A 17,272-nucleotide genomic window follows, 5' to 3' on the forward strand; every position below is an offset into this window, starting at 1 on the left:
GGCGAGCGCGCGGGCGAGCAGGCGCTGGCGGCGATCGCGGCAGGCGCGCGCGGCACCTTCGAGCCGCAGCCGCTGGCCTGGCGGGCGGCGGCCTACCTGCAGGCCGTGCGCTGCAACGGCCGCGAGCGCACGGCGGCCGTCTCCCGCCTGGCGCGCCTGTACGCCGCGGTGCGCCGCGCCCAGCCCGACGGCAGCACCACCGAACGCGAGATCGCGCGGCTGCTGCGGCAGTGCAGGAGCGCGCGGGCGGACTTCATGCCGACCGGGACGTTGTGATTCGGGATTCGGGATTCGGGATTCGGGAAAGCGGATCACGTCATGCCGGGATCCGGGGCGCGGCTGTCGCCGACTTCCGCACGGCCGGGCGGGGCAGGTCGGCCGGCGCCGCATGCACCCTGCCAATCCCGAATCCCGAATCCCGTATCGACCCCTCAGAACAACGGCACCTGCATCGGCTCGATCGTCCCTTCCCCGCGCATCACCTTCTTGAACTGCGGACGCGAGACCGAGACGTAACGCTCGTTGCCGCCGATCTCCACCTGCGGCCCGTCCTGCACCGCGCGGCCGGCCTCGTCCACGCGCACGGTCATCGTCGCCTTCTTGCCCGTGTGGCAGATGGTCTTGATCTCGGCGATCTCGTCGGCCCAGGCCAGGAGGTACTGGCTGCCCTCGAACAGCTCGCCGCGGAAGTCGGTGCGCAGGCCATAGCAGAGCACCGGGATGCGCAGCCGGTCGACCACTTCGGTCAACTGCCAGACCTGCGCGCGGCCCAGGAACTGCGCCTCGTCGACGAGCACGCAGTGCAATGCGCCGTGCAGGGCGATGTCGCGTTCGACGCAATGCTCCAGGTCGTCGTCGCGCGTGAATGCCTGCGCCTTCGACGACAGCCCGATGCGCGAGGCGACCACGCCCCGCCCCGCCCGCTCGTCGAGCGCGGGCGTCAGGATGTAGGTGCGCATTCCCCGCTCGGCGTAGTTGTGCGCGGACTGCAGCAGCGTGGTGGTCTTCCCGGCGTTCATCGCCGAGTAGTAGAAGTACAGCTTGGCCATGCCGACAGTTTATGGGCCCCGGTCGGTGCCGTCGCCCTGCTCCTGCGGCACTGCGGGCGCCTCGGTGTCCAGCTGTGGGGCCACCTGCGGAATGCGCGAGGCCGCGGGCGGCACGGCGCGGACGTCCTGCAGGTCGCTGGCGGTGCCGCGGCCGATGCGCGGGTTCCGCCACACCTTGTCCTGCCATGCCCAGTACTTCTTCGCGTCCCAGTAGCGTTCGTCGAAGTACCGGCTGCCTTCGATCATCTGGCTCCCGCCGGGGCCGGGGACCTCGATGGCGATGCCGCGGTTGAAACCGGTGCGGCTTCCCGTCATGGTGCGGCGGCCGACGCGCAGCTGGAACTCGTAGCGAGGCTTGGCCGCGCCGTCGCCGAAGCGTGCGTAGATGCGTTCGCCCTCGGCGATCGCGCGCTCGCGCTCGGCGGCCGAAAGTTCCGCCCAGTACTGCTCGCGCAGGCGCGCGAAACCGACGTAGCCCCGTTCGGCGGCAAGGTCCATCCACGCATACGCCAGGGCCGGATCGCGCGCAACGCCTTCGCCCTTCCAGTACATCTCCGCGACCATGCCCTGGGAAGGCTTGTCGGCATGGAAGCTGGCGCGGCGGAAGAACTGCAGCGCGTCCTCGAATCGTCCCTGCCGGTAGGCCTCCAGGCCAAGCAGCCGGTATTTCATGTCCGGGTGATGGGTCAGGAAGCCGGCGGTGACCAGCAGGGGATCCTCCGCCGGATCGGGCGGAACGGCACGTGCGGCATGCGCCAGCGGAAACTGCCCCAGCACGAGCAGGACGAAGGCGACGGGGATCCAGCGCGTCATGGCACCTCTCCATGGAAAGATCCGCGCATGCTAGGCACCCGACGGCGCATGGGCCAGCCAACTGACGACCCATGACCTTCAGCATGTTCAGGCGCAGGCGGCCGGCTGCGGCAGAATACGCGGCCGCCCGCAGGTGGTTCCGATGCACGGCCTCAACCCTCCCCAGCGCGCCGCCGTCGAGCACTGCGACGGCCCCCTGCTCGTGCTTGCCGGCGCAGGCTCCGGCAAGACGCGCGTGATCGTCGAGAAGATCGCGCACCTGATCGCCTCCGGCCGCATGCCGGCCAAGCGCATCGCCGCGATCACCTTCACCAACAAGGCCGCGAAGGAAATGCGCGAGCGCGTGGCCAAGCGCATCCGCGGCGATGCGGCCGAGGGGCTGACGATCTGCACCTTCCATGCGCTGGGCCTGAAGTTCCTGCAGATCGAGCACGCACGCGCCGGCCTGCGCCGGGGCTTCTCGATCTTCGACGCGGACGATTCGGCCGCGCAGATCAAGGACCTGCTGCCCGCCGGCAGTAAACCTGACGCGATCGACGCGGTGAAGAACCTGATCTCGCGCGCGAAGAACGCCGGCCTCTCGCCCGAGGAGGCCATGCGCGAGGCGCGCAGCCCGCGCGAGGTGGAAGCCGCGACGGTCTACGACCTCTACCAGCAGCGCCTGGCCAGCTTCAACGCGCTGGACTTCGACGACCTGATCCGCCTGCCCGTGCAGCTGCTGGAGGCCGACGAGGACCTGCGCCTGGCCTGGCGCGAGCGCATCGGCTACCTGCTGGTGGACGAGTGCCAGGACACCAACGACGCGCAGTACCGCCTGCTCAAGGCGCTGGCCGGCCCGCGCGGGCTGTTCACCTGCGTGGGCGACGACGACCAGTCCATCTACGCTTGGCGCGGCGCCAACCCCGACAACCTGCTGCAGCTGGGCAAGGACTATCCGGCGCTTCGCATCGTGAAGCTCGAGCAGAACTACCGCTGCTCCAACCGCGTGCTGCGGGCGGCCAACGCGCTGATCGCCAACAACCCGCACGAGCACCTCAAGACGCTGTGGTCCGATCAACCTGATGGCGAGCGCATCCGCATCTGGGAATGCCGCGACGCCGCGCACGAGGCCGAGCGCATCGCCGCCGAGATCCAGTTCCTCAACGCCTCCACGCGCGCGCCGTGGTCGGACTTCTGCATCCTGTTCCGCGGCAACTTCCAGAGCCGCGCGCTGGAAAAGGCCCTGCAGCTGCAGCGCGTGCCCTACCACCTCTCGGGCGGCACCGCGTTCCTGGACCGCGGCGAGGTCAAGGACGTGCTGGCCTGGCTGCGCCTGCTGGCCAATCCCGACGACGACGCCGCCTTCCTGCGCGCGGTGCAGAACCCCAAGCGCGAGGTCGGCGCCGGCACGCTGGCGAAGCTCGCCGAGCTCTCACAGCACGCGCACATGCCGATGGCCCGCGCGATCGACAACGTCGGCGCGCTCAAGCAGCTGCCCCCGCGCGCGGCGAACGCGCTCGACACCTTCGCCACGCTGGTCAAGCAGCTGCGCTCCAAGGCGAACGCGTTGTCGCCGGCCGACCTCGTGCGCGAGGTCGCCGAGCGCAGCGGGCTGCTCGCCGCCGTGCGCGCGCAGTGCAAGGACGAGGCGAGCTTCCAGCGCCGCCGCGCGAACATCGAGGAACTCAGCCAGTGGTTCGACGGCGCGCGCAACGCCGGCCCGGGCGAGCTGGCCGCCTCGCTCGCGCTGCTCTCGCATGCCGACAAGGGCGAGCCCGGCAACCAGGTGCGGCTGATGAGCCTGCACGCGGCCAAGGGCCTGGAGTTCCGCTACGTCTTCATCGTCGGGCTCGAGGACGGCACCCTGCCGCACGAGGCCAGCCTGGACGAAGGCCGCCTGGACGAGGAGCGGCGCCTTCTGTACGTGGGCATCACCCGTGCCAAGGAGCGGCTGTGGATGTCCTATTCGAAGCGGGCCGAGCGCTGGGGCGAGATCCTGCGGCTCAAGCCCAGCCGCTTCCTCGACGAGCTGCCCGCGAGCGAGATCCAGCGCGATGGCGCCGACCCGGTGGCCGATGCCGAATCGAAGAAGGCGCGTGCGGACGCGGGGTTCGCGGCGATCCGGGCGCTGCTGGAGGGATAACGGTCCCCACGCCACTTCATCTGGCGATCATCAAATCGCCGACGGTCATACGGGCAGAGTCGGGACGGACACCGCTCCCGCTCAGAGGCTGAGCGGTGGCAGGGGGCCGCCCATCACAGGCTCCCAGGTTCGGCAGTTCTCGCCAAAGTACACCCGCAGCGACGTTGCGCTATGCGCCAGGGCAATATCGGGGCAGCCGTTGAGATCGATGTCGGCGATCCGGAAACTCCCGTGGGTGAACGCACCGACGGTGAGCGCTGAGTCGTCCGTACGCATACGCACAGGGGCAGCGAATCCGTCGGGGCCCTGCCGGAAGTAGGCCAGCGAGTCCTCGCTGTCGAACCCAACCACAAGATCCTGCCTCGAGTCGCCATCGAGATCGGTGATGGCGATCGCAGCAGGCAGTTGGTACTGACCCTCGATCCGTAGGAACGAACTCCGGCTCGTCGCGTGTGCCAGGCCTCCGTGAAATATTCTGAGGCCGTTGGGTTCACCTGACTGGCTCGCCTGGGATACGACCAGATCGACGAGACCATCTCCATCGACATCGCCCACAGCGATGCCTCGGACCGGAGAAGAGACCGTCGGCCGGAGGTCGTACTCCACCGCTGGGTCGAGGTTTGTTCCGAAGCGATTGATGTAGTGCCAGACCTTCGGCCATCCCTGACCGTTGGTCACGGTGACGTCGGGCCTGCCGTCGCCATCCACGTCGGCGGTGCGCACGGTGTTGTATCCCGCGGCGCCGTTGTCGAACCGTACGTGGCGATCGATCCCCCCTTTGCCGTCCGCGAAATAGACGTGGGCGCCCGAAGACCAGCTCTGCGCGAATACATCCATTGCCCCGTCGCTGTTGGCATCGATCGGCGCGAGGTAACGGGCGGGCTGGATGCTTGGCAGTCGCCGATAGCTCCACTGGCCATTCTTGTGCGCGGCGATCGTAAGCTGACCCGCGGATTCGACGACGATCTCGTCTACGCCATCTCCATCGAGATCCGCCAGGGTCATTCCGTGGGCGGACGAAGGCAACCCTGGAAAACTGAGGGTGGAAACGGCCGGAGCGCCAGGACCGTTGAATGACGCCACGTGGACGCGCACGACCTCCGGGACGTACACGGGGCCGCCATAACCTGCGGAACCGACGACATCGGGCTTTCCATCGCCTGTTACGTCGCCGATCGCGACATGTTGAGCCGTCCAGCCACTCTCGGTCGGCACAATGACCTCGCAGCGCATGCGGTAGGCATCAGTCGGGGCGGGCGAGCCCGGGATGATGCCCCCGCAAACGTCATACGGGGAGGCGGCAGTCGGAACATGTGCGCGTACAGCGCCGGGTGCCGGCGGCATGCCCGACGCGGCACGCCCTTGGATGGGGGCCTCGTCAGCGACTGCATCCTGATCACCCGAGCCGCAGCCGGTGACTACACTCGCCACCAGCAGGAGGCCGAGCACTCTGAGCGTCTTCATGCGAACAGCATAGATGAGTCGCAGCACGGGACGTGGGATGACCGGCTCCAGCCAGGAAGCCGGTCACCTGTAGACGCAGCTGCGGCGTCAGAACTGCACCGACACCCGCGCCGTCGCGGCGTGGTCGCGCGCCTCGTCGGCGAACTGGCCGGTGTAGCCGAACTCGACCAGCGTGCGCTCGCCGACCCAGGCACCGATGCCGGCCTCGGCGACGGTGGCGTTCTCTGCCAGCGTCGCGCCCTCGACGACGAACGCCGGCGCGCCCGCGAACCCGGCGCGGGTGGGCGCGGCGAGGTCGCCGGAGGCGTGGCGCCAGCCCAGGCCCGCGCGCAGCTGCAGCCAGCCCGGGGTCTGGCCGCTGCCGGCCAGGTCGGCCGCCAGGCGCAGGCCCGCGGTCGACAGGTTCACGCGGCTGTCGCCGCCCTCGACCGTGAGCGCGGCGCTGCCGCCCGTCTCGGTGAAGCCGTCGGCCTGAACCCGCACGTGGGCGAACTGCGCGAACGGCGTGATCGACACGCTGCCCAGGTCGACGCGGTAGCCGGCCTCGACGAAGCCCTGCAGGCTGTCGGCGCGGGTGTCGGCACGCAGCGTCTGGTCGACGTCGGCGAACGCCACGCGGCGCTGCATGTCGACCTCGTTGCGCGCATAGGCAAGACCGCCGCGCAGGCCGATGCCCGCGAACCGGCCGCCGCCGTAGACGGCCACGTGCCGGCTGTCGACGTCGCCACGCGAGGCGCGCGCCGCGACGGTCAGGTCGTCGCGGCTGCTGCCGGCGAGTGCGCCCAGCGTCCAGCCGCCGGCGAAGGCATGGTCGACGCCGAGCAGCAGGCCGCTGCCCTGGGCTTCCACGCGCGCGCCGTTGCCGTCGGCGAACACCTTGCCGCCGCTGGACAGGCCCTGCGCCCACACCGCGGTGCGCCCCTCGGCGTCGGCCTCGGGCGCGGCCGCCATCAGGCTGCGGTCAAGCGCGGCGTCACGCACATGCCGGCTGGCTTCGACCAGCACGTTGCGCGCGCTGGCATGGGCCTCGCCGGACAGCGCGTCGAAGGCGGCCTGCGCCTGCTGCGGGAACAGCTGCACGAGCGAGCGCAGCAGCGGCGCGGTGGTCGCCATCGCGTCGGCCGCCGTGGCGACCGCCGACTGGTTGCGCGTGATGGCCGCCGAGGCCAGCGCCTGGCCGCGCGTCACGTCCAGGCCGACCGCGCCCGGTGCATAGCGCAGGTCGAAGCGCAGGAAGGGCGAGTAGGCGCTGCGGTCGAGCGCGGCGAACTGGCCGTTCACGCCGGCGGTGGCCGAGAGCAGCGTGTAGGACTGGCCGAGCAGGAACTGCCCCGGCACGCCCGACAGGCGCACGGTGCCGCCCTGCAGCGTGGCCGCGCCCTGCACGGCGATGCGGTCCGACGCGCCGTTGCCGCCCAGCTCCGCATCGAAGAAGGAGCCGGCCGCCTGCGTGTAGCCGCCGGTGACGTGCAGCGTGCCCACGCCATTGCCCGGTGCCACCGTCCCGTGCACCGTGAGGTCGTTGACCGTGCCGCTGCCGCCCAGGCGCCCGCCCGCGTTCACCGTCGCCGATGCGCCGGCGTGGCGGCCCATGACGAAGGCGGAGCCGGCATTGACCGTGAGGTCGGTGCGCAGCAGTGCGCCGTCCACCAGCAGGATGCCGCCATCGACGCGGACGTCGCCCAGCCAGTTGTCGCCGTCGAGCTCGAGCACGCCGCTGCGCACGGTCGCGCCGTTGAAGCTGTTGTCGCCGGACAGACGCAGCCAGCCCGCGCCGGACTTGGTCAGCCGCCCCGGGCCGCCGATGTCGTTGGTCCAGTCGTCCCAGGCCAGGCCCGACCAGGTCTGCACGCCACCGGCGCGCGTGTTCATCACCACCTCGGTGTCCACGCGCAGCAGGCCCGGGCCCTCGATGGCGCGCTGCAGGTCGATCAGGCCCCAGCCGTAGATCGCGTCGACGCCGGGATCGCCCAGGTCGGTGGCGGTGGTGAGCAGCACGTCGCGCACCTGCGGGTTGGACAGGTACGGGAAGCGCTCCATCAGCAGCGCCAGCGCGCCGGTGACGTGCGGTGCGGCCATCGAGGTGCCGGTCATGTCGCCGATGCCGTATTCCGGGTTCTCGCGCGTGACCTCCAGGCCCACGAAGTTGCCGTCGGCATCGCGCACGACGCGGCCGTCGATGGCGCCGCCGACCACCGTGGAGGTGATGTCGGTTCCCGGCGCGGTCACGCACCACTGCGCGGTCTGGCCGCAGATGCTGGAGCTCCAGTCCAGCCCGCCTTCCCAGCTCAGGTTGACCACGCTCAGCCAGTAGGGCTCGAGCTCGGGCTGCCAGCGCGGCAGCGTGGCGTAGATGCCGGCGATCTCGCCGTAGTTGTTGCCGGCCGCCCACACCTGCAGGGTGCCGTCGCGCAGCGACGGTGCGGTGTAGGTGGCGAAGTACTCGGCCACGCCCGGCAGCGAGTAGAGCTCGTCCATGTCGGCCACCGAGGTGGGCTCGTTGGCCAGGCCCCAGCTGTGGTTGATCACGCGCACGCCCTGCGTCGCCATCTGCCGGTACATGCTCGCCACGGCGGTGGAATCCGGGCCGATCGCATGGGACTCGCCGCCCACGCCCAGCAGCGAGAACAGGTCCGTGTACGTGTTGGAGAACAGGCGCGCGCTGGTCAGGTCGGCGCCGAACGCGACGCCGTGCGTGCCGCGTCCGTCGCGGTTGGCCACCATCGTGCCGGCCACGTGCGTGCCGTGCGCGCTGTACTGGAAGCCGGCGATCGACTCCAGGTAGTCGGGCACCCAGTCGTAGAGGTAGCCGATGTCGACGAGGTACTGCACCAGCGCGCGGTCGGCGTCGGTGTACTCGAAGTAGTCCATGGCCACGGTGTCGCCATCGGACATGAAGCAGGCATCGTCGCCGGCGAGCACGCTGCGGTTGGCGCAGGCGCTGCCGTCGGCCAGCAGGTCGGCGATGCGGATGCCACGATGGGCGCGGCCGGCGAACTGGCCATGGCGCAGGTCGACCCCGCTGTCGAAGATGCCCACGCGGATGCCGCGGCCGGTGAGCCCGCGCGCATAGGCGTACTCGGCATTGATCAGCGACAGGCCCCAGTCGGCATAGAACTCGGCGGTACGCCAGCTGTCGGCATCGCCGATGCGGCCGGGCTCGGCATACGTCTGGGCGAACGCCGCGGGCGCGAGCGTGGTGGCGAGCAGCGTGCCGGCGACGGCACGCGCCAGGCGCGAGCGCACGAAGCCGGCGCCCGAAGTCATGGTCTTCATCGAATCCCCTGGAACGGAAGGTCCGGTCCGCCTCCCCCGTGGTGGCGGTACCGCCCGCGGGGCTCCGCCCGCGGGAGCGGGCTGTATACGCATCCGCCGGTCGGATGTCCATCGAAGACCGTGACCGCCACCGCATTCCTCGTGTGTAAAGGGCATGCGCCGTGGCCGCTAGCGCCGCAGGTTTTCGTTACTCTCGAATGCCGATCCCACGGTGAATCAATTGCTTACCGAGCAAAGTGCGGGTATTGATTGAACAATAACGTTTCCTTAAGCTGTCGCCGTCCGGTTCGCCGGCTGTCCAATCGTTGTTGTCCCACCGGCTCCGGCCGGCTTTGAAGGAGGCCCAGGCCTCCTTTTTCTTTGTGTGCGCCCGAACGTGGCGGCCACGCGGCGCGCCCGGCAGGATGCATGCATGGCCACCGCCGCTTTCCGCATCCGTGTCGCCCTCGCCCTCGCCGTCCTGCTGCTGGCCGGCTGCCGGGCGGAGGAAGACGCCCCGCCGCCTGCCCGACCGGCACCCACGCCCGAAGCGGCCGTGCACCGGCTGCTGGACGACCTGCGCCGCGACGACCTCGGCGCCTATGCCGTGCATGCGCTGCCGCCCGACCTCTATGCCCGCACCGATGCGGCCTGGCGCGCAGGCCGCAGCCGCTGGCCGCTGTCGGAACTGCCGCTGGCCCGCCATCTGCCAGCGGCCATCGACCGCCTGGCCGCGCCCGGCGCCGAGACACTGCTGCGCCGCGGCTATCGCCAGCAGTTCGCCGGCGCCCGCACCGAGGTGCGCACGGCCGCGCGCACGCTGGCGCTGTTCGCCCGGCAGATGCTCGAACGCGACACCGGCATGCCGGCCGCCGAGCGCACCCACCGGCTGCAGCAGGTGGCGGCGCTGGCGACCTGGGCCGATTCGGCCCGGCTCGCCGATGCAGCCCGGGTGGAGCCGCTCCTTCCCGGCCTGGTGCGGGCAGCGCGCGCCACCCATCTGGCCGGGGGCGACGCCGCATGGTCGCAGGCCGGCCTGCACCGCAGCCTCACGCGCCTGCGCCCCGCACTGCGCGAAGGAAAACGCGCGCTGGCCACGCTCGGCCTGGACGTGGACGCCGCCCTGCGCAGCGTGCGCATCGAGCGCCTGACCGGCACCGCCCACAGCGCGCGCCTGCGCCTGCGCTACACCCTGGCCGGCCAGCCGGTCGTGGCCGACCTCGACCTCGTGCGCCGGCCCGAGGGCTGGTTCCTGACCGACAGCCTGCGCCATGCCGAGGCGGCGCTGGGCGGGCCTGCCGGGCGCGTTGGGCATAATGCCGACGATGGCCCAGCACCAGCAGACGCCCCTGCCCTTCCCGGACGCCCCGCCGCCCGCTGACGACCCCTCCGCCCCGGTGGAGGCCACCGCCGCCAGTGGCACCGAGGTGGCGGAGGCCGCGCCGGTCGCGGGGCCCCGCGAGCCCGACCCGGCGCAGCCCGACCTGCCCATGCCCGGCGCCACCCCGGCCGAGTCGGTCTTGGAGCCACCGCCGGCACCGGCTGCGGCGCCCCGCGTGGGGCCGGACGCGCGCCGCCCCTGGTGGGCGCGCCTGCTCGGCCGCGTGCTGGATCCGTGGCTGGCGCTGAAGATCGAGCCCAAGGCCCCGGCCGAGCACGTGCCCGACTGGAACGGCGGCCCGGTCTGCTACGTGCTGGAGGACTACGGCCTCTCCAACGCCCTGATCCTCGACCGCGCCTGCCGCGAGGCCGGCCTGCCCTCGCCGCTGAACCCGCTGCCCGGCGACCCCACCGGGCGCGGCCGCGCCTACGTCGCGCTCTCGCGCCGCAGCGTCGGGCCGATCGCACCGCTGCCCAACATCCCCGGGGTGATCGAGCGCCCGCAGGCGGCGAACGGCAAGTCGCACTCCGAATCGCTGGCCCGCCTGATCGCCGCGCACCGCGCCGACCCGGCGCTGGACGTGCAGCTGGTGCCGGTGTCGATCTTCGTCGGCCGCGCGCCGGAGAAGACCACCGGCTGGTTCTCGGTGCTGTTCTCGGAGAACTGGCAGCTCGTCGGCCGCTTCCGCCGCCTGCTGGCGATCGCGCTCAACGGCCGCGACACCTACGTGCGCTTCGCACCGCCGGTGTCGCTGCGCGGCGTGGCCGACGAGGGCCTGCCGCCCGAGCGCACGGTGCGCAAGCTCTCGCGCGTGCTGCGCGCGCATTTCCGCCGCATCCGCACCGCGGTGATCGGGCCGGACCTGTCGACGCGGCGCCTGCTGGTCGACCGCGTGCTCACGGCCCCCAGCGTGCTGGATGCCATCGCCGACCAGGCCCGCCGCGACGGCACCGATGCCGCCGAGGCCTGGAAGAAGGCGCATGCCTATGCCTACGAGATCGCGGCCGACTACTCGCACCCGGTCGTGCGCTCGGCCAGCTTCCTGCTGGCGCCGGTGTGGAACCGCATCTACCGCGGCGTGCTGGTCCACCACCTGGACCGCCTCAAGCAGGACGCCCCGGGCCACGAGGTTGTCTACGTGCCCTGCCACCGCAGCCACATGGACTACCTGCTGATCAGCTACCTGCTGTATTCGCGCGGCATCGTGCCGCCGCACATCGCCGCGGGCGTCAACCTCAACCTGCCGGTGGTGGGCACGCTGCTGCGCAAGGGCGGCGCGTTCTTCCTGCGCCGCTCGATCCGCGGCAGCGCGCTGTATTCGGCGGTGTTCTCCGAATACCTCGCCCAGCTCGTGGCCGGCGGCTATTCCATCGAATACTTCATCGAGGGCGGGCGCTCGCGCACCGGACGCCTGCTGCAGCCCAAGGGCGGCATGATCGCGATGACGCTGCGCGCCTTCCTGCGCGCGCCCACGCGGCCGGTGCTGTTCCAGCCCGTCTACATCGGCTACGAGAAGCTGATGGAAGGGCGCAGCTACCTGGACGAGCTGTCGGGCAAGCCCAAGGAAAAGGAATCGATCTGGCAGCTGCTGATGGGCATCCCCAAGGTGCTGTCGAGCAACTACGGCCAGGTCGTGGTGAACTTCGGCGAGCCCATCCGCCTGGCCGACGTGCTGGCCGAGAAGGCACCCGGCTGGACCGGCGCGCCGGTGCCCGACGACGAGAAGCCGGCCTGGTTCGCCGACGCCGTCGATACCCTGGCCCAGCGCATCCAGGTCAACGTCAACCGCGCCGCCGACGTCAACCCGATCAACCTGCTCGCGCTCGCGCTGCTGTCCACGCCGAAGCACGCGATGAACGAGGCCGACCTGCTCGAGCAGATCGCGCTGTCGAAGAAGCTCCTGGCGCAGCTGCCGTATTCCGACCGCGTCACGGTGACGCCGCATACGCCCGAGGAGATCGTGGCGCACGCGGAGGAGATCGGCGTGCTGCTGCGCGTGAAGCACCCGCTGGGTGACGTGCTGGAGGTCGACGGCGAGAAGGCGGTGCTGCTGTCGTACTTCCGCAACAACGTGCTGCACCTGTTCACGGCGGCGGCCTGGGTGGCCTGCTGCTTCCAGAACAACCGCCGCATGGCGCACGCTTCGGTGCTGCGCCTGGGCCGCAGCGTGTACCCGTTCCTCAAGGCCGAGCTGTTCCTGCCCTGGGACGAGGACGGCTTCGCCGAGCGCCTCGCGCACACCATCGAGCTGTTCGTCGCCGAAGGGCTGCTGCAGCGCTCTGGCGAGGACGGGGAGATCCTCGCGCGTAACGCCGGCCAGTCCGACGAGGTCTTCCGCCTGCGTGCCATCGGCCATTCGCTGCAGCAGGCCTTCGAGCGCTACTACATCGCCATCTCCGTGCTGGCCAAGAACGGCCCCGGCACGCTCAGCGCGGGCGAGCTCGAAACCCTCTGCCACCTCGCCGCGCAGCGCCTGTCGCTGCTGTACGCGCCGGCGGCACCGGAGTTCTTCGACAAGTCGCTGTTCCGCGTGTTCATCGCCCAGCTGCGCGAGCTGCGCCTGGTGCGGGCCGACGAGAACGGCAAGCTCACCTTCGACGAGCGCCTGGAAGCCTGGGCGCGTGACGCCAAGTTCATCCTCGGCCGCGAGCTGCGGCATTCGATCGAGAAGGTGAGCCCGGAGGCGGCGAAGGCGTCGGCCTGACCCGGCCTCAGGCCGGCTCGTCCGGAATCAACGCGCTCTCCAGCCGCGCGATGCAGTCCTTGAGCTGCAGCTTGCGCTTCTTCAGGCGCGTGACCGCCAGTTCGTCGCGCACGGGCGCGTGGCGCAGGCCCTCGAGCGCCAGGTCGAGGTCGCGATGCTGCTGGCGCAGCTCGGCCAGCTGGCGGGCGATCTCGGCGGGTCGGCGGCCGTCGTTCATGGCCCAAGCGTAGCGCGCGTGCGTGGCAGCGGCGAGCGCCGGAGCGCCTGAACGCGCTCAGGGTGCGGCAGGGCCGCTTCCGTAGAATGGGCCGATGGACTCCGTCGTCTCCCTTCCCGTCATCCCGCTGGCCGAGCCGCTGCCGCCGCGTGCGCGCCGCGCGCAGCACGAGGCCAACAAGCTCGCCAAGCGCCTGCGCCACCAGGTCGGCCGCGCGATCGCCGACTTCGGCATGATCGAGGACGGCGACAAGGTCATGGTCTGCCTGTCCGGCGGCAAGGACAGCTACACCATGCTCGACATCCTGCTGCAGCTGCAATCGAGGGCGCCGGTGCGCTTCGAGCTGGTCGCGGTGAACCTCGACCAGAAGCAGCCGGATTTCCCGGAGCACGTGTTGCCGCAGTACCTCGAATCGATCGGGGTGAAGTACCACATCCTCGAGCAGGACACCTATTCGGTGGTGACGCGCGTGGTGCCCGAGGGCAAGACCATGTGCTCGCTGTGCTCGCGCCTGCGCCGCGGCGCGCTGTACACCTATGCCGAGCAGGAAGGCTTCACCAAGATCGCCCTCGGCCACCATCGCGACGACCTCGTCGCCACGTTCTTCCTCAACCTGTTCTTCCACGCGAAACTTTCCGGCATGCCGCCGAAGCTGCAGTCCGACGACGGCAAGCACGTGGTGATCCGTCCGCTGGCCTACGTGAAGGAAGACGACATCGCCGCGTATGCCGAGGCGAAGCAGTTCCCGATCATCCCCTGCAACCTCTGCGGCTCGCAGGAGAACCTGCAGCGCAAGCAGGTCAAGAAGATGCTGGACGCCTGGGAGCGCGAGTCGCCGGGCCGCATCGAGACCATCGCGCGCGCGCTGGGCGACATCCGCCCCTCCCAGCTCTCCGACCCGAAGCTGTTCGATTTCCTCTCGCTCGGCGCGCGCGGCGATGCGCCGCTGCCGGATGCGCACGCGTGGCTGGCGGGGACGCCGGGCGAGGACGAAAGCTGACAGCTGCGTCGTAGGGATGACTCAAAAGCCGAATCGATTGTAAGACCCGAAGGGCGGCCGACAGGATGTCGGCCGTCGCCACCCGAGGCAGGATGCCGAGTGTGGCGATCCTCGCAGTTGTCGCCGGTCGCGAGCTGTAGATTCGTCGGGGAAGCTGCTTTCTTTTGGTTACTTTTCTTTGCAGCAGCAAAGAAAAGTGACTCGGGCGCGCCAGCGCACGAAACGCTGTTGCTTTAACGCGAGCGCTGCAAACAACGTCCATGGATTCCCGCCTTCGCGGGAATGACGAAGACAGATATCCATCGCTGCGAACCCGCAGCCGAAGCAGAGACGAAACGTCCGAATGTTCTTCCGAAACCTCACCCTCTTCCGCTTCCCCACCTCCCTCCAGCTCGATGCCTTCGACGCCGGCCTGGCCGAATGCGCGCTGCGCCCGGTCGGGCCGATGGAGCTCTCCACCCGTGGCTTCGTCTCGCCCTTCGGCCGCGACACGGAAGGTTTCAGGCACATGCTCGACGAGGCCTACTGGCTCGCCGTCGGCGGCGAGGACCGCCTGCTGCCCGGCGCGGTGGTCAACGACCTGCTGCAGAAGAAGCTCGACGAGATCGAGGAGAAGGAAGGCCGCCGCCCCGGCGGGCGCACGCGCAAGCGCCTGAAGGATGAGCTCATCACCGAGCTGCTGCCACGCGCCTTCGTGCGCCCCACGCGCACCGACGCGATCCTGGACATGAAGCAGGGCGTGGTCGCCATCGACACCTCCAGCAAGAAGTCGGCCGAGAACGTGGTCGGCGAGATCCGCAAGGCGCTGGGCAGCTTTCCCGCGCTGCCGCTCAACGCCGAGGTCGCGCCGCGCGCGGTGCTCACCGGCTGGCTGGCCGGCGAGGCCCTGCCCGACGGCCTGAGCCTGGGCGACGAATGCGAGCTGCGCGACGCGCTCGACCAGGGCGCGGTGGTGAAGTGCCAGCGCATGGAGCTGGAGAAGAACGCGGAGATCGACAAGCACCTGGCCAGCGGCAAGCAGGTCACCCGGCTTGCACTGACGCTGGACGACCACGTGAGCTTCGTGCTCGGCGAGGACCTGGTGATCCGCAAGTTCAAGCTGCTCGACGGCGCGGTGGACGAGCTGGAGAACACCGAGCGCGAGGACCTGCGCGCCGAGCTCGAGGCGCGCTTCGCGCTGATGAGCCACGAGATGCGCCGGCTGTTTTCGGTGCTGGAGCGCGCCCTCAAGCTCTCGAAGGTCGAGTAGCCCCGCGTGTTCAATTTCCGCGCCCGCACGCCGCGCCTGGCCACGCCCGTGGCGAAGCAGGCGGTGCTGCCGGTGGCGCTGCCGGACGGGCGCGTCGTGGACGTGCTGCGCGTGCACCATGCGAGCGCGCGCGGCCTGCGCCTGTCGGTGACCGAACGCGGCGCACGCCTGACCTGCCCGCCGCGCACCAGCGACCGCCGTGCCCTGGCCTTCGCGCAGGAGCACGCCGCGTGGCTGGCCGGGCAGCTCGCGCACACCTTCGGCGCGGCCGAACCGCTCGCGCTCGGGCGGACCGCCTCACTGCCGCTGCGCGGCGAGGCCTTGCCGCTGCACTGGCGCGAAGGCCGCTACGTGCGCGTGGAGCGCGACGGGGCTGGCATCGCCATCTGGCATCCGGCGAACGTGCGCGAGTCGGCCGTGCGCAAGGCGCTGGGCGACTTCTACCTCGCCGAAGCCCGCGCCGATGTCGGCCGCTGGCTGCCGAAATACCTGCCCGGCCTGCCGCGCGCGCCGCGCGACGTCGTGATCCGCCCGCTGACCTCGCTGTGGGGCTCGCTCGCGCCCGACGACCGCATGCGCCTGGACCTCGCGCTGGTGCTGGTGCGCCCGTCGGCCTTCGAGTACGTGCTGGTGCACGAGCTCTGCCACCTGATCCAGCCCAACCACTCGCGCGCGTTCTGGGCCGAGGTGGAGGCGCGCTTTCCCGACTGGGACGCCGAACGCGAGCTGCTTCGCGCGAAGGGCCGGCCGATCAAGGCCATGCTGCGCGCGCTGGTCGCCGTGCCGCCACGCGTGGCTACAGCGCCTTCCAGGTGAAGCGCTCGCCGCGGCGCCAGTACACGCCGCGCGCCCGCGCGTAGATCGAGGCCTCGCGCGCGAAGCCGAAGCTGCGCCCGTCGAAGCTGTTGCCGCGGTTGTCGCCGACCACCAGCACGTGGCCGGCGGGCACCACCACCTCCACGTCCGGCCCGCCGCCGTGCGACAGGTTCACCGGCACGTCGCGCGCGCCGATGCGCTCGATCCCGGCACCGCGCGCGGCGGGGACGCCGTCGATGGCCAGGTGCCCGCCGCGCACCGACACGCGGTCGCCGGCCACCGCCACCACGCGCTTGATCAGGCGCGTGCCGTCGCGCGGCGAGGGCAGCACGACCACGTCGCCGCGCGCGGGCCGGGCGCGGGCCAGCAGCACCGTCCCGGTGAACGGCAGGCGCAGCCCGTAGGCGCTCATGTCGACCAGCACGCGGTCGCCCGGCTCGAGGGTGGGCTGCATGGAGCCGCTGGGCACGACGTAGTGGTTGGCCAGCGAGCTGCGGGCGACCACCATCAGCCCCAGCAGCGCGAGCGTGGGAAGCCATTCGCGCAGGCGGCTGCGGCGCGGGGTCGTGCGGTCGGGCATGGGTCACCTCCAAGCCACCGAGACTGCGCGTGCCTGCGGTGGCCTGCATGGGCCATCGGTTTGGGGAACTTCTCCGCTGGCCCGTCGATGGGCACGCCGCGGTGGGTATGCGACGGGCCGGCCCCGGCTGCGAAGCGGTCCCGCAGGGCTAGGCGGTCGACCGCGCGGGCGGTGGCTCGTGGGCGACCGTGCACCGTGCGGCAGGTGACGTGCCGTACGTGCGCCCCGGGCGCGCCTAGCCGCCCTGCAGGAACGGCCCGATCGCCGCGGCGACGGTCGCCGGCTGCTCCATGTGCAGGTGGTGCCCGCCCTCGATCGCGCTCACGCGCACGTCGCGCAGGCAGGCCAGGCGCGCGTCGCGCACGTCGGCCGGGAAGAACTCGAACGCGGGCACGGCATGCACCAGGTGCACAGGGCATTCGATGGCGGCGACGACGTCGCGCATCTGCGCCTCGCTCATGCGCACCGCGGTGGGCCGGGTGAGGCGGGCGTCGCTGCGCCAGGCCCAGCCGCCGTCGCCCACCGGCGCGATGCCGCGCTCGACGATCAGCCGCGCGGCCTCCTCCGACAGGTCGCCCGCCTGCCGCCGCGCGCGCACGGCGGTGGCCGGGTCGTCGAACAC

13 protein-coding genes and 1 pseudogene are annotated in these 17,272 nt (G+C 71.0%); 7 read left to right on the forward strand and 7 right to left on the reverse strand.

The annotated features are described in order from the left end of the window. The coding region (locus EYQ95_RS26465) for a hypothetical protein (RefSeq protein ID WP_165924845.1) at nucleotides 1–276 on the forward strand (276 nt) is incomplete at its 5' end. Between the two features lie 155 nt (nucleotides 277–431). On the opposite strand, the gene EYQ95_RS24085 is transcribed toward EYQ95_RS26465, so the two are convergent. Next, nucleotides 432–1,049: a thymidine kinase gene (locus tag EYQ95_RS24085; protein WP_132331376.1), complete on the reverse strand. Its 618-nt coding sequence runs from the start codon at nucleotides 1,047–1,049 to the stop codon at nucleotides 432–434. Nucleotides 1,050–1,058: 9 nt separating this feature from the next. After that, entirely contained in the window at nucleotides 1,059–1,862 is an 804-nt protein-coding gene (locus tag EYQ95_RS24090) for a sel1 repeat family protein (protein ID WP_132331378.1), read from the reverse strand. 142 nt (nucleotides 1,863–2,004) lie between these two features. On the opposite strand from EYQ95_RS24090, the gene EYQ95_RS24095 reads away from it, so the two are divergent. Continuing rightward, nucleotides 2,005–3,984, forward strand: a complete 1,980-nt coding sequence (locus tag EYQ95_RS24095) for a UvrD-helicase domain-containing protein (RefSeq protein ID WP_132331380.1) — start codon at nucleotides 2,005–2,007, stop codon at nucleotides 3,982–3,984. Nucleotides 3,985–4,065: 81 nt separating this feature from the next. On the opposite strand, the gene EYQ95_RS24100 is transcribed toward EYQ95_RS24095, so the two are convergent. Then, the gene (locus EYQ95_RS24100) at nucleotides 4,066–5,475 is read right to left on the reverse strand and encodes a VCBS repeat-containing protein (protein WP_165924846.1); all 1,410 of its coding nucleotides are present in this window, start codon (nucleotides 5,473–5,475) and stop codon (nucleotides 4,066–4,068) included. Nucleotides 5,476–5,535: 60 nt separating this feature from the next. Next, nucleotides 5,536–8,724: an autotransporter domain-containing protein gene (locus EYQ95_RS24105; protein ID WP_243700060.1), complete on the reverse strand. Its 3,189-nt coding sequence runs from the start codon at nucleotides 8,722–8,724 to the stop codon at nucleotides 5,536–5,538. Nucleotides 8,725–9,136: 412 nt separating this feature from the next. Here EYQ95_RS24105 and EYQ95_RS24110 point away from each other — a divergent pair, with 412 nt between their 5' ends. Continuing rightward, nucleotides 9,137–10,084: a hypothetical protein gene (locus EYQ95_RS24110; protein WP_132331386.1), complete on the forward strand. Its 948-nt coding sequence runs from the start codon at nucleotides 9,137–9,139 to the stop codon at nucleotides 10,082–10,084. Continuing rightward, a complete protein-coding gene (gene plsB / locus EYQ95_RS24115) occupies nucleotides 10,020–12,788 on the forward strand; it encodes a glycerol-3-phosphate 1-O-acyltransferase PlsB (protein ID WP_370451334.1) in 2,769 nt (922 codons plus the stop codon). The genes EYQ95_RS24110 and plsB overlap by 65 nt, the downstream gene beginning before the upstream one ends. Before the next feature lie 7 nt (nucleotides 12,789–12,795). On the opposite strand, the gene EYQ95_RS24120 is transcribed toward plsB, so the two are convergent. After that, nucleotides 12,796–13,005, reverse strand: a complete 210-nt coding sequence (locus tag EYQ95_RS24120) for a YdcH family protein (RefSeq protein ID WP_132331390.1) — start codon at nucleotides 13,003–13,005, stop codon at nucleotides 12,796–12,798. A 94-nt stretch (nucleotides 13,006–13,099) separates the two neighbouring features. Between EYQ95_RS24120 and ttcA the strand changes: the two genes are divergently transcribed. From ttcA to EYQ95_RS24135, 3 genes are all read left to right on the forward strand, one after another. Further along, nucleotides 13,100–14,005, forward strand: a complete 906-nt coding sequence (ttcA, locus tag EYQ95_RS24125; RefSeq protein WP_132331392.1) for a tRNA 2-thiocytidine(32) synthetase TtcA — start codon at nucleotides 13,100–13,102, stop codon at nucleotides 14,003–14,005. A gap of 343 nt (nucleotides 14,006–14,348) precedes the next feature. After that, nucleotides 14,349–15,254 carry a recombination-associated protein RdgC gene (locus EYQ95_RS24130; RefSeq protein ID WP_132331394.1) on the forward strand — a complete coding sequence of 302 codons (906 nt, stop codon included), beginning with the start codon at nucleotides 14,349–14,351 and terminating at the stop codon, nucleotides 15,252–15,254. A gap of 6 nt (nucleotides 15,255–15,260) precedes the next feature. Next, nucleotides 15,261–16,070: a M48 family metallopeptidase gene (locus tag EYQ95_RS24135; protein WP_132331396.1), complete on the forward strand. Its 810-nt coding sequence runs from the start codon at nucleotides 15,261–15,263 to the stop codon at nucleotides 16,068–16,070. Here EYQ95_RS24135 and lepB read toward each other — a convergent pair. Both lepB and EYQ95_RS26470 read right to left on the reverse strand, forming a co-directional pair. Beyond that, complete coding sequence (lepB, locus tag EYQ95_RS24140) at nucleotides 16,051–16,650, reverse strand: signal peptidase I (protein WP_132331398.1); 600 nt, start codon at nucleotides 16,648–16,650, stop codon at nucleotides 16,051–16,053. The two genes, EYQ95_RS24135 and lepB, sit on opposite strands and share 20 nt — an antisense overlap. A 235-nt stretch (nucleotides 16,651–16,885) precedes the next feature. Then, a pseudogene (locus EYQ95_RS26470) lies at nucleotides 16,886–17,272 on the reverse strand (alpha/beta fold hydrolase); the annotation flags it as partial.

The sequence above is a fragment of the Lysobacter sp. N42 genome (assembly GCF_004344885.1).

What these genes read in the sequence shown, in the direction of transcription:
- EYQ95_RS24085 (WP_132331376.1), bottom strand. Translation starts at nt 1,049, where the DNA reads ATGGCCAAGCTGTACTTCTACTACTCGGCGATGAACGCCGGGAAGACC.
- EYQ95_RS24090 (WP_132331378.1), bottom strand. Translation starts at nt 1,862, where the DNA reads ATGACGCGCTGGATCCCCGTCGCCTTCGTCCTGCTCGTGCTGGGGCAG.
- EYQ95_RS24095 (WP_132331380.1), top strand. Translation starts at nt 2,005, where the DNA reads ATGCACGGCCTCAACCCTCCCCAGCGCGCCGCCGTCGAGCACTGCGAC.
- EYQ95_RS24105 (WP_243700060.1), bottom strand. Translation starts at nt 8,724, where the DNA reads ATGAAGACCATGACTTCGGGCGCCGGCTTCGTGCGCTCGCGCCTGGCG.
- EYQ95_RS24110 (WP_132331386.1), top strand. Translation starts at nt 9,137, where the DNA reads ATGGCCACCGCCGCTTTCCGCATCCGTGTCGCCCTCGCCCTCGCCGTC.
- plsB (WP_370451334.1), top strand. Translation starts at nt 10,020, where the DNA reads ATGCCGACGATGGCCCAGCACCAGCAGACGCCCCTGCCCTTCCCGGAC.
- EYQ95_RS24120 (WP_132331390.1), bottom strand. Translation starts at nt 13,005, where the DNA reads ATGAACGACGGCCGCCGACCCGCCGAGATCGCCCGCCAGCTGGCCGAG.
- ttcA (WP_132331392.1), top strand. Translation starts at nt 13,100, where the DNA reads ATGGACTCCGTCGTCTCCCTTCCCGTCATCCCGCTGGCCGAGCCGCTG.
- EYQ95_RS24130 (WP_132331394.1), top strand. Translation starts at nt 14,349, where the DNA reads ATGTTCTTCCGAAACCTCACCCTCTTCCGCTTCCCCACCTCCCTCCAG.
- lepB (WP_132331398.1), bottom strand. Translation starts at nt 16,650, where the DNA reads ATGCCCGACCGCACGACCCCGCGCCGCAGCCGCCTGCGCGAATGGCTT.